Here is a 15,489-nt window from a genome sequence, read left to right as displayed (position 1 = left end):
GTTTATAGGTTTTTAATATGGGCAATTTTAAGGATCAAACTATCACACTACCAAAGCATATTTTCGGATCAAGCCTAATTGTTGTGTTTAAGCAAAAATTGTAGTCAATCTGTATAGAAAGAATTCTACATTTTTTACTCCCTCTGAACTGTGCTCTAAATGCTTTTGATTCTGTTGATACATTTGTACTTCTGTTGTTGAAGTAGTTTAAGATGGATCTGTAGTTCAAACTAATGGAATTTGCCACGGTATTAAATGCTTTGAAGCCTGATTCTTCCACATCTCTATACCAATGAGCCAGCTTGGTGTAAGCTATTTTAACCTCCGTGTTTTCATTAAAAATACTTCTTAACTGATTTACCAGGGAATATGCCTGTTGTATATCCGGGTAGGTTTTAAATAATAGTTTAGCCCTTGGTTGTTGGTTAGTTGTCCAGTTGGAAAGCGCTTTATAGAGTAAGTAGCGACTTCTTGCCAGTAATTGTTTTTTAGAGTCCCAATTAGGAAGCACCTGGAGTTTATATTAAAAGTCACTGGACTTGCTTTTTGAAGCTGTTGATTCTCCAGATCTAAAGCTTCCCATCGATGCTTGATTCTTAGCTCCTGTAGGGCTTTAATGGCTAATTTCTGAACGTGGAACCTATCGGTGACCTGTTGTATGGCTTTAGGGAAGCATTTCTCTGCGATATGTTTCATGGAGTAAGCCATGTCCAAGGTGATTTCTTTAACCTGGCTTTGTGAAGAAGGGATTTTGAGCAGTTGTTTAACAATGGGTACTACCTTGGTCCCTGCCATAATAGCTACCAGGGCTCCTTTCTTTCCTCTGGCTTTCTTTTGGTAATAATGGTGTAGAGTTCTCCTCTTGACAAAGCAGTCTCATCTATGGATAAATAAGGCCCTATATTTTCATCAAAAACCAGCCATTGCTTTTCGTGTTTCTTTTCTTTCCATTCTTTAAAGTCACTAAGGTAATCTTTATACTGACGTTGTAATTTCTTACCGTTGACCCCATAGAAGGAACCTATGGTATGGCAGTCTGAAGCCTTAGTATTGATTAATTTGTTTTAAAAAAGCAGCAAACTCTGTGGTCATACGAGTTCCCTGGGCTACTAAGTTCCAATCTCTTTGAACGATCTCTGCGCTTTCTTTATCAGTCCATCTTCGGCGCTTTACATGGAGGTATACCGTGCTTCCCCGCAGCGGAAAGTCCTGAACAGTTATTTCCTTATGTAAGCCTTTAGAAATTAAAATCCGGGAGGATTGTTCTTTGGGAGGAATGTTACGTTCTTCAAAATAGAGATGAAGGATTTCTTTTCTTTCTACTTACTAAATCAAAATGATTCACTATAAATTGTGGCAGTACAAGTTTTATTAATTCCAGGTAATTATCCAAGCCTCTATTTTTTGCAAATATCAAACTTTACTGCAATTCCTCCCCAACTTTTGAGAATGATCCATATTTTCCCTGAAACGTACAGAGCTTGTTGTAAAATTCTTCTATTGGACGAGAAATGGTATTTTTGATCTACGTTTTATGGATTGTTAAAATCCCAGCGTTAGGGATAGCAGCAGTTATCCTGCCTTGCCATGGGCAAACCATTATAATTATTAAGCCTATTGCATCTTATTATTTATGGAAGCATATAATTTGGGAACAAGAGTTTTTCATCTCATAGTTTTAGATAGTGGAATTACGATCATGAGAGGTTGCGTAGAAAATATTTAATATATTCGGTGTTTACATCTGCAGAATGAAATTCAACACTAAATTCGTTATACTTCTTTTGGGGCCAATGCTATTTTGGATTTTACAATGGACAGGAAATCCAGACACCATTCCTGGTGCAGCATGGGATGTACTTAGTATTACCCTCTGGATGGCAGTATGGTGGGTAACTGAGGCTGTGCCTATTGCAACAACCGCATTGCTGCCTATAGCTCTTTTTCCGCTTACGGGGGTGTTGGATATTGGCCCAACTACCGGTGCGTACGGAGATAAGTACATATTCCTGTATCTTGGTGGATTTCTTTTAGCAATTGCTATTGAAAAATGGAATTTGCATCGCCGTATCGCCCTTTCAATTATTAAGTTTATCGGGACTAATGTTAAGTTCATTATTTTGGGATTTATGGTTGCCACAGCTTTTCTTTCCATGTGGATTTCAAATACTGCTACTTCCGTAATGATGCTACCAATAGGGACTGCTATAATAAGTGAGCTGCAAGATGAACATACAGGTTTAAATAATAAGAATGATCTCTTCGGAAAGGCATTAATGCTTGGCATTGCATATAGTGCATCCATAGGAGGAATAGCAACGCTTATAGGTACGCCTCCTAACCTGATTCTTGCCGGGATTATAGAAAAATTATATGGTATAGAAATTTCATTTGTAAAGTGGATTGTTCTGGGGCTACCAATTTCAATTTTCTTGTTATATATCTGTTGGAAGTATCTTACCTCTTTCGCTTTTGACTTTAAAGGAATGAAATTACCTGGTGAAAAGGATGAAATTTCATCTATGCTCAGTAAGCTTGGTAAAATGAGTCGGGAAGAAAAAATTGTTTTAACGGTTTTTGTAGGTACCGCCTTTGCCTGGATTACAAGAAGTTTTCTTTTGACTCCGCTCATACCTAATATAGATGACACCATTATTGCTATTGGTGCAGGAATACTTCTTTTTGCACTTCCATCAGGGAAGAAGGGGGAACGCATCCTTAACTGGGAAGATGCCGTTAAAATTCCGTGGGGAATCATTATCTTATTTGGTGGGGGAATGGCCCTGGCAAAAGCCTTTGAAGTAAGCGGACTGGCAATATGGATTGGACAAGAATTAACCAGCCTTGAAAATTTACCATTTTTCCTCCTGATCTTAATATTGGTGGCTGCAGTCAATTTTTTAACTGAAGTCACTTCAAACCTTGCAACCACTGCTATGCTTTTACCAATTTTGGCGCCTATGGCTGTAGCAATCGGTATTCATCCATATTTCCTGTTGATAGCCGCAACATTAGCTGCTTCCTGTGCTTTTATGCTTCCGGTAGCTACTCCTCCAAATGCAGTGGTGTTTGGATCCGGGCATTTAAGTATTCCTGATATGGTTAAAGCAGGAATCTTTATGAATATCCTTTCGATTCTCCTGATAAGCCTTATCGTATGCTATTTGCTTCCGGTGCTTTGGGATATTCAAATACATGAAATTCCGCCAGCCTTGTTGTAACAACATCAGCGATTTTAGCTAATTTTAGCCATAGACCAGATGAAGAAATTCCAGTTTCTATTCGTTCGGAATCAGAAGAAATTTCTCAAATCACATATGCCTGATTCAAAACTTACTAAGAACTGAATTAATCAGTAACTTGCGTGAGGGATAGGAGCAGCTATCCTGCCACGCCGATAGGCAAGGCAGAAAGTGTGGATAGCCCGACCCGAAGGGGCACGCTATAAATAAAAAAGGATCAGCAATAAAACTGATCCTTTCAAATTTTGAAATATTAATTTTATACGGCGGGTAAATCTCCCTGTCCTTTGGTGCGCAGTTTGGTTTTGCCCATCAAATATTTATCTACATTATATGCGGCTTCACGCCCCTCTGAAATTGCCCAGACAATAAGGGATTGTCCGCGGCGCATATCACCGGCCGTAAAAATATTGGGGACATTGGTCTGAAACTTTTTATTAGCTTTGATATTGGTCCTGTCATCTAATGTAAGTCCCAGTTTTTCACTGAGTGTTTTCTCGGGACCGGTAAAACCAAGTGCAAGCAAAACCATATCACAAGGCCATTCCTTTTCAGAATTTGGTACTTCCTGAAGTTTTGGCCTGCCATTATCTCCTTTTACCCATTCTATATTTACCGTTTTAAGAGCGGTAAGCTTACCGCTTTTGTCTTTAATAAATTCTTTGGTGGAAATACTCCAGTTTCTGCTTACGCCTTCCTCATGGGAAGAACTGGTTTTAAGGGTAAATGGCCAGTAAGGCCAAGGATTGTCTATTGTTCTCGATTCAGACGGCATAGGCATGATCTCGAAATTGGTTACAGATTTTGCCCCCTGGCGATTGGAAGTCCCCACACAGTCTGAACCAGTGTCTCCTCCACCTATAACAATAACGTTTTTACCTTCGGCATACAATCTTTCGGTAGGTTCGGCAAGTCCGTCTACCACTTCATTATTTCGTTTCAGAAATTCCATTGCCTGTACCACACCTTCTGCATCAGCACCCGCGATTGGCAAAGGCCTCCTTTGCGTCGCTCCACCACATAGTACAATAGCGTCAAATTCTTTTAATTTATCGATTTCATAATCCACGCCAACATCGGTATTGGTTTTAAAGGTGACTCCTTCTCCTTCCATTACTTTAATTCGCCTGTCTATAACGTGTTTTTCCATTTTGAAATCTGGAATTCCATAGCGCAGTAAACCTCCCACTTTCTTGTCCCTTTCAAAAACAGTTACGGAATGTCCCGCACGATTTAACTGTTGGGCTGCGGCTAAACCAGCCGGGCCGGAGCCTACAACCGCAATTGTTTTTCCTGTACGATGTGCAGGTGGTTCAGGCTTTATCCAGCCTTCTTTAAAACCTCTTTCAGCTATATATTTTTCAATCATCTCAATGGCTACGGGAGGCTCTATGATTCCCAGTACACAGGATGATTCGCAGGGTGCAGGGCAAAGGCGACCGGTGAATTCCGGAAAATTATTAGTGGTATGCAATATTTTTAATGCTCCCTGCCAGTCATTGCGGTAAACAGCGTCATTAAAATCGGGAATTAAATTTCCCACAGGACATCCACTGTGACAAAATGGAATTCCGCAGTCCATACATCGCCCACCTTGTTTTTTTAAGTCTTCATTATCAAGATCTTTGGTGAACTCGGTATAGCTCCTAACCCTTTCAGGAACGGCATAGGTTTCTTCTTCAGCTCTTTCATACTCTATAAATCCTCTTAACTTCCCCATGCTTAAACTGTTTTAAGTTCTTTTTCGTTCTTCATTTTCTCTTCTTCAATTTTCTGTAATGCCTTTTTATATTCCACTGGCATTACCTTGATGAATTTATTTTTATTTTCTTCCCAATTGCTTAAAATTTCTTTCGCAACGTCACTTTCTGTATAGCGATAATGATTTTCAATTAGGCCTAATAATTCTTCCTGATTCTCTTCGGAAGGATTTTCCAACCCAATCATTTCCATATTGAAATTATTGGAATCCTGATTATTTTCGGGATCATAGATATAGGCGATACCACCACTCATACCAGCAGCGAAATTCCTTCCTATTTTTCCAAGAATTACGGCAATTCCACCTGTCATATATTCACAGCCGTGGTCCCCAATTCCTTCAATTACAGCTTTTGCCCCGGAATTTCTTACACAAAAGCGTTCACCTCCAATTCCGTTAACATAAGCCTCTCCGGCAATTGCACCATATAAAGCTACGTTACCAATAATTACATTTTCATTTGATTTGAAGGTAGCTTCCGGCGGCTTTCTTACTGTAAGAGTTGCGCCTGAAAGCCCTTTTCCTAGGTAGTCATTAGTGTTTCCTATTACATTCAATGTGAGGCCTTTTGTAGCGAATGCTCCAAAACTTTGTCCGGCAGATCCTGTGAAATCTACATTAAGAGTGTTGGGAGGAAGACCATTTTCTCCATGAATTTTGGAAATTTCATTACTTATTATAGCCCCGGTTGTACGGTTTATATTACTAATTGGAAAATCGAGACTCATTTTTTCCTTCCTGTAAATTGCAGGATGCGCTTGTCTCAAGATTTCAAAATCCAGCACATTTTCCAGGTGATGATCTTGTTTTTGCGTACAGTAAAGCGGCATGTCTGGATCAATTTTTGGCTTATAAAGAATGTTGGATAAATCTATTCCCTGTGCTTTATAATGCTGAATAGCTTTATTCATATCCAGCTTTTGGCTTTGTCCAACCATTTCGTTTACCGATCTAAAGCCTAGATCAGCCATAATTTGCCGTAATTCCTGAGCCACGAAATACATGTAATTAATAACATTTTCAGGAGTACCTTTAAAGTTTTTCCTCAATTCAGGATCTTGTGTTGCAATCCCAACGGGACAGGTATTCAGGTGGCAAGCCCTCATCATTATACAACCTGTAGCAACGAGCGGGGCAGTGGAGAAACCAAATTCTTCGGCTCCAAGTAAACAGGCAATGGCAACATCACGTCCCGTTTTTAACTGTCCGTCTGCTTCTACCACAATTCTGTTCCTTAAATTATTTAGCAGAAGGGTTTGCTGTGCTTCAGCAATTCCCAGTTCCCAGGGAAGGCCTGCATGCCTTAAGGAAGTTAAAGGAGAGGCTCCCGTACCTCCATCGTATCCTGAAATAAGAACCACGTCTGCTTTAGCTTTAGCAACACCGGCAGCAATGGTACCCACTCCAACTTTTGAAACCAGCTTTACATTAATACGGGCTTCCCTGTTGGCATTCTTCAGGTCAAATATAAGTTGTGCCAAATCCTCAATAGAATAAATATCATGGTGGGGAGGAGGCGAAATTAGCCCAACATATGGTGTCGAATTTCTTGTTTTAGCAATATCAGGATTAACTTTAGGACCCGGTAATTGACCACCTTCCCCAGGCTTGGCACCCTGAGCCATTTTTATCTGGATTTCCTGTGCACTACTTAAATAATTGATGGATACCCCAAAACGTCCGGAAGCCACCTGTTTAATAGCACTGTTTCTCCAGTTTCCATCTATATCTTTATTAAACCTGTTGGCATCTTCACCACCTTCTCCGGAATTACTCTTCCCTTTCATGCGGTTCATGGCGATGGCGAGATTTTCATGTGCTTCTTTACTGATAGATCCAAAGGACATTGCCCCGGTTTTAAACCTTTTTACAATCTCGGTCCATGGCTCCACCTCATCCAGGGGAACAGGATTTAAATCACGAAATTTAAACATTCCCCGAAGTGTCATAAGGTTTTTAGACTGCTCATTAATAATGGCAGCATATTCCTCGTAACTCTTGGGATTATTTTGTTTTACCGCCTGCTGAAGCTTGGCCACACTGGCCGGATTAAACATGTGCCTTTCTCCATTCCTTCTCCACCTGTAATCTCCTCCAATTTCCAGGTCTAAACCTACTTCAGATTCTGCCGGATTAAAAGCACTGTCAAAGCGCTTCTGAATTTCTTTTTCTATTTCATACAACCCGATGCCTTCAATTCTGGTGGGGGTATTAGTGAAATATTTATCTACAAACTTGCGGTTTAGACCCAGGATTTCGAATATCTGCGAGCCGCGGTAAGAATGCAGCGTTGAAATCCCTATTTTGTTCATAATCTTAACAATACCTTTCCCTATGGCTTTATTAAAATTCTGAACGGCAACTTCAGGATCTTCGGTTTCAATTTCTTTTGAATCTGCCAGTTTATAGATTATTTCGTTTACCATATAAGGATTAATGGCACTTGCGCCATAACCGAATAAGAGTGCGAAATGATGTGGTTCACGAGGTTCGGCAGATTCTATAACTATTCCAAAACTGGATCTTCTTTGATGTTTTTTCAGGCGGTGATGCACAAAAGAACAGGCCAGTAATGATGGAATTGGTGCAAGCTTGGAAGACACATTCCTGTCTGAAAGAATAATAGCATTACAGCCATTATCCACAGCTTTTTTAATTTCAAGAACTATTTCGTCCAGCCTGGCTTCAAGTCCGTTTAAACCTTTTTCAGCTTCATATAAAATGGAAATTGAAGTAGCTCTAAAATCGGGATGATCTATATATTTTATTTTATCCAGGTCTTCATTGGAAATTACCGGATTTTGGATTCTGAGTTTTTTACAGTTTTCAGGAAGGATATCAAAAATATTTCTGTCTTCCCCAATGGCAAGGCTTATATCGGTAACTATCTCTTCCCTGATCCCGTCCAGCGGCGGATTGGTAACCTGGGCAAATAATTGTTTAAAGTAATTAAAAAGCAACTGTGGCCGGTCTGAAAGTACAGCAAGCGGAATATCGGCACCCATAGAACCGATAGCTTCTTTTCCACCTACGGCCATAGGAGTAATAATAGTTTTAATATCTTCAATGGTGTACCCAAACAATTTTTGCCGGGTTAAGAAATCTTCTTTTTCTACAGGAGTTTTATTTCCGGTGTATGGAACTTCAGCCAGCGGCAATAGATTTTTGTCCAGCCATTTTCTGTATGGAAGTTTAGAAACGATGTCTGTTTTAACTTCTTCATCACCAATAATCCGTCCCTCGTTCATATCCACAAGGAACATTTTGCCGGGTTCCAGGCGCCCGTGTAGTTCTACATTTTCAGGTTTTATATCAATCACACCTGTTTCAGAAGACATAATCACATACCCGTCTTTAGTCACCGTATAGCGGGAAGGTCGCAGTCCATTCCTGTCCAACAGGGCTCCAATATAATTCCCGTCTGTAAACGGAATTGAAGCAGGGCCATCCCACGGCTCCATGATACAGGCATTATATTCGTAAAAGGCTTTTTTGTTTTCAGTCATGGAAGGATTTCTTTCCCATGCTTCAGGGACCATCATCATAATAGCCTCAGGCAGGGACCTTCCTGTTTGCAACAGCAGTTCCAACACCATGTCCATAGATGCGGAATCTGATTTTCCTTCCAGAACAATCGGTTTAATCTCTTTCAGATCATTGCCAAATTTCTCACTTTCGAAAAGTTCTTCCCGGGCTTTCATCCGGCTTAAATTACCTCTAAGGGTATTGATTTCTCCATTATGGCACATGTAACGAAAAGGCTGGGCCAGATCCCAGGTTGGGAATGTATTGGTAGAAAATCGTTGGTGCACAAGGGCTAGTTTGGTAACCAGATCGGGATCATTTAGATCCTGGTAATAAGTGTTGATGTCCTGTGGCATCAAGAGTCCCTTATAGATAATGGTATTTGTTGAAAGACTGGAAACATAGAAAAATTCAGCTTCAGCCAGTTCAGATTTGTAAATTTTATGTTCGGTGATTTTTCGCGCTGCAAAAAGTTTGGCATTGAAAAATTCTTCAGAAAGCTCTTCTCCTTTTTCAATAAACACTTGTTCTACGCCTGGTTCTGAAAGAGCAGCAATGCTGCCAAGACAGCTTTTATCAATTGGTACTTTTCTCCAGCCAAGGACATTTAGACCCTGACCGGTGATTTCTTTTTCAAAAATTTCCCGGCAAATCTTAGCCTGATTGGCAGATTTAGGTAAAAATGTCATTCCTACAGCGTAGGATTTAAATTCCGGAATTTTAAAATCACATACTTTCTTAAAGAAATCATGTGGAATTTCAATCAAAATTCCGGCACCATCACCGGTTTTTCCATCTGCACTTACAGCACCACGGTGTTCAAGCCTGATGAGAATATCCAGCGCTTTGTGTATTATGTCATTTGTACGTTTCCCCTTTAAATTACAAATAAATCCTGCTCCGCAATTATCGCGCTCGAACTCTGGGGAATAGAGTCCCTGTTGTTTTGGTGTCATATCCGTCCTCCTTAAATTATTACTACAAAAATATCTTTTTTCGTAAAGAAAATAAAGAGAAGTAGGTGAAACAAAAGAAGAAATTCAGGAAAAGTAATTAAAGCAATAATTAATGATAATTTAATACTACAAACCCCTTCCTGTTACTATATTCTTAATATAATCTATATATTTTCTCATTTCAGAAGCTTCTATAAGAGTGAATCTTCCTCAGCTGAAACCTGTTACTTTGCTTTTTAACTATTTGATCACAAGGGTTTTATTTCTTTGTAAAACACAATTTAATAACATTTACACAGCCCCAGAAGTTTTAATCATGGAGTACGCTTCTGGAAATTATGATTTTCTGAATTTCAGATGTGCCTTCATAAATCTGAGTGATTTTAGCATCTCTCATAAGCCTTTCTACATGATATTCTTTAACATAACCGTTTCCTCCGTGAACCTGCACAGCTTCTACAGTAACATCCATAGCTGTTTTGGAAGCAAACAATTTAGCCATTGCTCCGGAAAGATCGTAATTATTGCCATTATCCTTATCCCATGCAGCTTTCATCACCAGATGGCGTGATGCTTCAATATTAGTATGCATATCGGCTAGTTTAAAGGCAATCGCCTGGTGATTGCAAATTTCCGTACCAAATGCTTTTCTTTGTTTTGAATATTTTTTTGCCAGCTCATAAGCCCCGGAAGCTATGCCCAAAGCCTGGGAGGCGATCCCTATTCTTCCTCCGGAAAGTGTTTTCATTGCGAACTTAAAGCCAAAGCCATCTTCCCCAATCCTGTTTTCCCTGGGAACTTTTACATCATTAAAATTAAGAGAATGTGTATCACTTCCTCTAATTCCCAGTTTATTTTCCTTTGGTCCTATTTCAAAACCTTCCCAGCCTTTTTCTACAATAAAGGCATTGATGCCCTTATGTTTCTTCTCGCGGTCTGTCTGCGCAATTACAATGTAATAATCGGCAGAATTCCCGTTGGTGATCCAGTTTTTGGTCCCGTTAAGGATGTAATGATCACCTTTATCTATAGCTGTGGTTTTTTGGGAAGTGGCATCACTTCCGGCTTCCGGTTCTGAAAGGCAAAAAGCACCAAGGGCTTCACCAGTGGTAAGCCTGGAAAGGTACTTTTCTTTTTGTTCGCTCGAGCCAAAAGTTTCTATTCCCCAGCAGACAAGAGAATTGTTAACAGACATTACCACAGAGGCAGAAGCATCAATTTTGGAAATCTCTTCCATAGCGAGTACATAAGAAATTGTATCCATACCGCCGCCATTGTATTCTGGGGAAGCCATCATTCCAAGGAAGCCGAGTTCACCCATCTTTTTCACCTGTTCTTTGGGAAACTCCTGTTTTTCGTCTCTTTCAATTACTCCCGGCAATAATTCATTATTTGCGAAATCGCGGGCAGCATCCCTAATCATGATATGTTCTTCTGTAAGTTTAAAATCCATATATAAATTTTTACGAAAAATCAATTTTGCCGTCCAAAGATAACTTTTTGATACTTATTTTTCAATCAGTATTAACTATTTTTACGAATATGGAAAAAACTCAATTTAAATTACTTGGCGTAATGTCTGGAACGTCATTAGATGGAATAGACATTCTTGCGGTCAAATTCGATTTTAATTCAGGAACAAGTTATGAAATATTACATGCTGCCACGATTCCTTACGATAAAACCTGGAAGAAAAAACTGAGTTCGGCAATAAATCTGAAAGAACAGGAGTTAAAATCTCTTAACCGGGAATATACCCAATATCTGGGCGGTGTTTTAAATAATTTCATCACAAAAAATAAGCTTCACAATCTTGATGCAATCTGCAGCCATGGGCATACTGTAAAGCATGAACCTCAAAATAAATATACACTTCAAATTGGCAATTTACGGGAACTGGCCCAAATCACCGGGAATACTCTTGTATGTAATTTCCGGGTTCAGGATGTGAAACTTGGAGGGCAAGGGGCCCCGCTGGTTCCTATAGGAGATCAAATGCTTTTTTCGGAATATAATTATTGTTTAAATCTTGGCGGCTTTGCCAATATTTCTACAGAAGAAAAGAACCAAAGAATTGCTTACGATATCTGTGCGGTTAATACGGTTCTAAATTATTACGCCGGAAAAATGGCTATGGAGTATGATGAAGGCGGAAAGTTAGCAGCATCAGGTAGAGAAATTCCCGGACTTTTGGAGAAATTGAATACCATAAAATTTTATGATGAAAAACCACCAAAGTCATTAGGAATAGAATGGGTGAACAGGGAAATCCTTCCTTTACTTTCTAATTATGAAGAAAATATTCCTGATATTCTTCATACTTATATTAAACATATTGCTTTTCAAATTTCAGAAGTGGTGAAAAACTCTTCAGAAGTAAAAGTGCTGGTGACCGGCGGCGGCACTTTTAATGATTTTTTAATGAGGGAACTGGGAAGAAAATCATCTGCCGAATTTGTGATTCCTTCCGCAGAACTTATCAATTTTAAAGAAGCGCTCATATTTGCATTTTTAGGAGCGCTGAAATTGAGAGGAGAGAACAATGTTCTGAAATCGGTTACCGGGGCAAAAAAAGATCATAGTTCAGGAGTGATTTTTAATCCCTAAAATTATGAAACAGGTTAAGGATAGGCATCTTTGGAGTCTATATATTTGCTCCGGTTGTTTTAATATTAACTGAAACAAATCATTTTGCATAAACAAACACACATGAAAGATCTGCTTAATTTATACCAAAATAAAGAACCTGAAATTGTATTTAACTGGAAAGATCCCGAAACCGGGGCTGAAGGATGGACGGTAATTAATTCCCTTAGGGGCGGTGCCGCGGGTGGAGGAACAAGAATGCGACAGGGCCTTGACATGAATGAGGTTTTATCTCTGGCCAAAACCATGGAGGTAAAATTTACTGTTTCGGGACCTGCAATTGGCGGGGCTAAATCCGGGATTAATTTTGATCCGAAAGATCCTCGTAAAAAAGGAGTATTGGAACGCTGGTACAAAGCTGTTTCTCCCTTGCTGAAGAGCTATTACGGAACCGGTGGAGATTTGAATGTAGATGAAATTAATGAAGTTATCCCAATTACCGAAAATTGTGGCGTGTGGCACCCGCAGGAAGGAGTCTTTAACGGGCATTTCCAACCTTCGGAAGCTGATAAAATTAACCGCATAGGCCAACTTAGACAAGGGGTAATTAAAGTTTTGGAAAACACAGCATATTCACCGGATGTAACCCGCAAATATACCGTTGCTGATATGATCACGGGATTTGGCGTGGCTGAAGCCGTACATCATTTTTATGAAATATATGGAGGCGTTATTAATGGTAAAAAAGCCATTGTACAGGGTTTTGGAAATGTGGGTTCTGCCGCGGCTTATTATTTGGCGCAAAAAGGAGCTAAAGTAGTAGGCATTATTGATCGTGCGGGAGGATTAATAAATGAAAAAGGCTTTAGCTTTGAGGAAATTAAAGATATGTTCCTTAATAAGGATGGAAATGTGCTGAAGCATCCCGATATGGTTCCCTTTGAAGAAATTAACGAAAAAATATGGAGCATGGAAGCTGAAATTTTTGCGCCCTGTGCAGCTTCAAGATTAGTGACCAAAGATCAGATTACCCAAATGATTAATTCTAAACTGGAAGTGATTTCATGCGGGGCAAATGTACCGTTTGCCGATAAGGAGATATTTTTTGGTCCTATTATGGAATATACAGATGAGCGGGTAAGCCTTATTCCTGATTTTATTTCCAACTGCGGAATGGCACGTGTTTTTGCCTATTTTATGGAACGAAGGGTGCAAATGACAGATGAGGCTATTTTTAATGACACTTCTATCACTATTAAAAATGCCATTCAGAATACTTTTAATAATAACAGCAGCAGGACAAATATAAGCAAAAGCGCTTTTGAAGTGGCCCTTAAGCAACTGGTGTAAACTATTAAACCTGATGTTGATAATAAAAGTTAACAGTAGGTGGTAATTTGTTGAAAGCCTCATCTTTATTTTACTAAATTTGGCTACAATTAAATTTAATTTGTCACGTTACTTTAAAAACCCCTAACTAAACAGTATGCTATATTTTTTTCAGCAGGACGGTGTTGCTAACGCAGTACAGGAGACAGAGCCGGCAGTAGAAGAAAAAACCCTATCTATATTTGAGCTTTTGATGAGCGGAGGTATTGGAGGGCAAATTATAATCTTCATTCTTTTCATTCTTCTTTTTGTAGCAGTCTACATTTACTTTGAAAGACTCTTTGCGATAAAATCTGCCAGCCAGGTAGATAAAAATTTTATGTTACAAATTAAAGATAACGTGCTCAACGGAAATATCGAATCGGCCAAAATGCGCTGTGCCCAAACCGATTCACCGGTGGCAAGGTTAACTGAAAAAGGAATTTCACGAATTGGAAGTCCCTTAGAAGATATAAATACAGCTATTGAAAATGCGGGTAAGCTGGAAGTATATAAACTGGAAAAAAATGTAAGCATACTTGCGACCATAGCCGGAGCCGCACCAATGATTGGATTTTTGGGAACGGTTATAGGTATGGTTATTGCATTTCATGAGTTGGCCACCAGCAGTGGTCAGGCGCAAATGGGTGCTTTGGCTGAAGGTATTTACACGGCAATGACCACTACTGTAGCTGGTCTTGTTGTTGGGATTATTGCTTATATCGGGTATAATCACCTGGTGGTAAAAACCGATAAAGTAGTGCACCAGATGGAAGCTACCGCAGTAGACTTCCTGGATCTTTTAAACGAACCTGCTTAAGATGAATTTAAGAGGAAGAAATAAAATAAGCCCGGAATTCAGTATGAGTTCAATGACAGATATTGTTTTTCTGTTATTGATATTCTTTATGCTTACCTCCCCGGCGATCACTCCGGAAGCACTGGATTTAATACTTCCGAAGGCGAAAGGGAAAACCACCAATAATCAAACCCTTGCGGTAAGTATCACAAAGGATCTTCAGTTTTATATAAATGAAGAAAGGATAAGCCAGAGTGCTTTGGAAAGCACTCTTAACAGCAGGCTGGCCGGAGAGGAAAATCCCACGATTATTTTAAGAGCTGAAGAAGGAGTGCCTATCGAGAAGGCAGTAAATGTAATGGATATAGCGAACAGGAACAGTTATAAAATAGTACTGGCGGTAAAACCTGAGTAAAAATGGCAATGCTGAATACAAAACACGAGAAGAAATCTTTTACCATCACGGTAACCCTGCACGTGTTGCTGATATTGCTATTGTTGTTTTTTGGATTTACTTACCTGGACCCGCCACCGGAAAATGGAATTGCGGTAAATTTTGGTACTTCTGAAGTGGGTTCGGGAAATGAACAACCTACAGAACCGGTAAAATCGGCACCAAAAACCAGCAGTCCCCAGGTAACACCTCCGGAACCGGAAATTAAGGAAGAAGTGGTGACGCAGGAAATAGAGGAAGCCCCGGTAATTGAAGAGAAAAAGAAAAAAATAACCACTCCCGTAGAAACAAAGGAGCCTCCAAAACCTAAAGAAGAAGTACCAGCAAAAAAGCCAGAACCAAAACCGGATAAATCTACTACAGATGCCATGAGCAGCATCCTGAATGGTCCCGAAACAAACGGAACTCAAACCGGAGGAGAGGGCAATGATAATGCTGCAGGGGATAAAGGTGATCCTACAGGAGATCCCAATGCCACTAAATATTATGGAAACGGGGCAGGACTGGATGGTGACGGAAATTACCGTTTAAGCGGCAGGAAAGCGCTTAATAAAGAAAAGTTCGTGCAGGATTGTAACGAATCCGGGATTGTAGTGGTTAGAATTGAAGTAAATCAGGCCGGGCAGGTAATTAGTGCAAGGCCGGGTATGAAAGGAACCACCAATAATGCTACGTGTTTAACCGATCCTGCAAAACGTGCTGCCATGGCTACGCGTTTTAACAGCGACCCCGATGCACCTTCCGTACAGGTAGGGACCATTATCTATAACTTTAAACTTTCTGAATAAGTGAAGACA

Annotated in this window: 11 protein-coding genes and 1 pseudogene; 6 read left to right on the top strand and 6 right to left on the bottom strand. The window is 39.8% G+C overall.

The genetic code is table 11. The features are described 5' to 3' along the window. Positions 1-34: 34 nt before the first annotated feature. From RM539_RS20130 to RM539_RS20120, 3 genes and pseudogenes are all read right to left on the bottom strand, one after another. Entirely contained in the window at positions 35-511 is a 477-nt protein-coding gene (locus tag RM539_RS20130) for a transposase (protein ID WP_432264626.1), read from the bottom strand. Between the two features lie 116 nt (positions 512-627). Continuing rightward, positions 628-795 (bottom strand): annotated as a pseudogene (locus RM539_RS20125) (transposase); the annotation flags it as partial. Positions 796-1,044: 249 nt separating this feature from the next. After that, a complete protein-coding gene (locus RM539_RS20120) occupies positions 1,045-1,278 on the bottom strand; it encodes an ISAon1 family transposase N-terminal region protein (protein ID WP_432264628.1) in 234 nt (77 codons plus the stop codon). A gap of 473 nt (positions 1,279-1,751) precedes the next feature. Here RM539_RS20120 and RM539_RS11545 point away from each other — a divergent pair, with 473 nt between their 5' ends. Next, on the top strand, positions 1,752-3,221 hold the full coding sequence (locus RM539_RS11545; protein WP_311503548.1) for an SLC13 family permease: 1,470 nt from the start codon (positions 1,752-1,754) through the stop codon (positions 3,219-3,221). A 280-nt stretch (positions 3,222-3,501) separates the two neighbouring features. Here RM539_RS11545 and RM539_RS11540 read toward each other — a convergent pair whose 3' ends face one another. The 3 genes from RM539_RS11540 to RM539_RS11530 all read right to left on the bottom strand — a co-directional run bounded on the left by RM539_RS11540 (position 3,502) and on the right by RM539_RS11530 (position 10,938). Continuing rightward, the gene (locus tag RM539_RS11540) at positions 3,502-4,962 is read right to left on the bottom strand and encodes a glutamate synthase subunit beta (RefSeq protein WP_311503547.1); all 1,461 of its coding nucleotides are present in this window, start codon (positions 4,960-4,962) and stop codon (positions 3,502-3,504) included. A gap of 2 nt (positions 4,963-4,964) precedes the next feature. Beyond that, positions 4,965-9,485: a glutamate synthase large subunit gene (gene gltB, locus RM539_RS11535; protein WP_311503546.1), complete on the bottom strand. Its 4,521-nt coding sequence runs from the start codon at positions 9,483-9,485 to the stop codon at positions 4,965-4,967. Positions 9,486-9,795: 310 nt separating this feature from the next. Then, entirely contained in the window at positions 9,796-10,938 is a 1,143-nt protein-coding gene (locus RM539_RS11530) for an acyl-CoA dehydrogenase (RefSeq protein ID WP_311503545.1), read from the bottom strand. An 89-nt stretch (positions 10,939-11,027) separates the two neighbouring features. Here RM539_RS11530 and RM539_RS11525 point away from each other — a divergent pair, with 89 nt between their 5' ends. The 5 genes from RM539_RS11525 to RM539_RS11505 all read left to right on the top strand — a co-directional run bounded on the left by RM539_RS11525 (position 11,028) and on the right by RM539_RS11505 (position 15,480). Next, on the top strand, positions 11,028-12,092 hold the full coding sequence (locus RM539_RS11525; protein ID WP_311503544.1) for an anhydro-N-acetylmuramic acid kinase: 1,065 nt from the start codon (positions 11,028-11,030) through the stop codon (positions 12,090-12,092). Between the two features lie 102 nt (positions 12,093-12,194). After that, a complete protein-coding gene (locus RM539_RS11520; RefSeq protein WP_311503543.1) occupies positions 12,195-13,421 on the top strand; it encodes a Glu/Leu/Phe/Val dehydrogenase dimerization domain-containing protein in 1,227 nt (408 codons plus the stop codon). A 136-nt stretch (positions 13,422-13,557) separates the two neighbouring features. Then, entirely contained in the window at positions 13,558-14,259 is a 702-nt protein-coding gene (locus tag RM539_RS11515) for a MotA/TolQ/ExbB proton channel family protein (RefSeq protein WP_311503542.1), read from the top strand. A 1-nt stretch (position 14,260) separates the two neighbouring features. Continuing rightward, positions 14,261-14,653 (top strand): ExbD/TolR family protein, encoded by a 393-nt coding sequence (locus RM539_RS11510; RefSeq protein WP_311503541.1) that lies wholly within the window; start codon positions 14,261-14,263, stop codon positions 14,651-14,653. Positions 14,654-14,655: 2 nt separating this feature from the next. After that, entirely contained in the window at positions 14,656-15,480 is an 825-nt protein-coding gene (locus RM539_RS11505) for an energy transducer TonB (protein ID WP_311503540.1), read from the top strand. Positions 15,481-15,489 lie beyond the last annotated feature (9 nt).

It is taken from the genome of Autumnicola musiva (assembly GCF_031846585.1).
Lineage (GTDB): Bacteria > Bacteroidota > Bacteroidia > Flavobacteriales > Flavobacteriaceae > Autumnicola > Autumnicola musiva.
This window is presented reverse-complemented; position numbering and strand designations above follow the sequence as displayed.

Coding starts and splice junctions, on each gene's coding strand:
- RM539_RS11530 (WP_311503545.1), bottom strand. CDS start 10,938: ATGGATTTTAAACTTACAGAAGAACATATCATGATTAGGGATGCTGCC.
- RM539_RS11515 (WP_311503542.1), top strand. CDS start 13,558: ATGCTATATTTTTTTCAGCAGGACGGTGTTGCTAACGCAGTACAGGAG.
- gltB (WP_311503546.1), bottom strand. CDS start 9,485: ATGACACCAAAACAACAGGGACTCTATTCCCCAGAGTTCGAGCGCGAT.
- RM539_RS11540 (WP_311503547.1), bottom strand. CDS start 4,962: ATGGGGAAGTTAAGAGGATTTATAGAGTATGAAAGAGCTGAAGAAGAA.
- RM539_RS11510 (WP_311503541.1), top strand. CDS start 14,261: ATGAATTTAAGAGGAAGAAATAAAATAAGCCCGGAATTCAGTATGAGT.
- RM539_RS11525 (WP_311503544.1), top strand. CDS start 11,028: ATGGAAAAAACTCAATTTAAATTACTTGGCGTAATGTCTGGAACGTCA.
- RM539_RS11545 (WP_311503548.1), top strand. CDS start 1,752: ATGAAATTCAACACTAAATTCGTTATACTTCTTTTGGGGCCAATGCTA.
- RM539_RS11505 (WP_311503540.1), top strand. CDS start 14,656: ATGGCAATGCTGAATACAAAACACGAGAAGAAATCTTTTACCATCACG.
- RM539_RS11520 (WP_311503543.1), top strand. CDS start 12,195: ATGAAAGATCTGCTTAATTTATACCAAAATAAAGAACCTGAAATTGTA.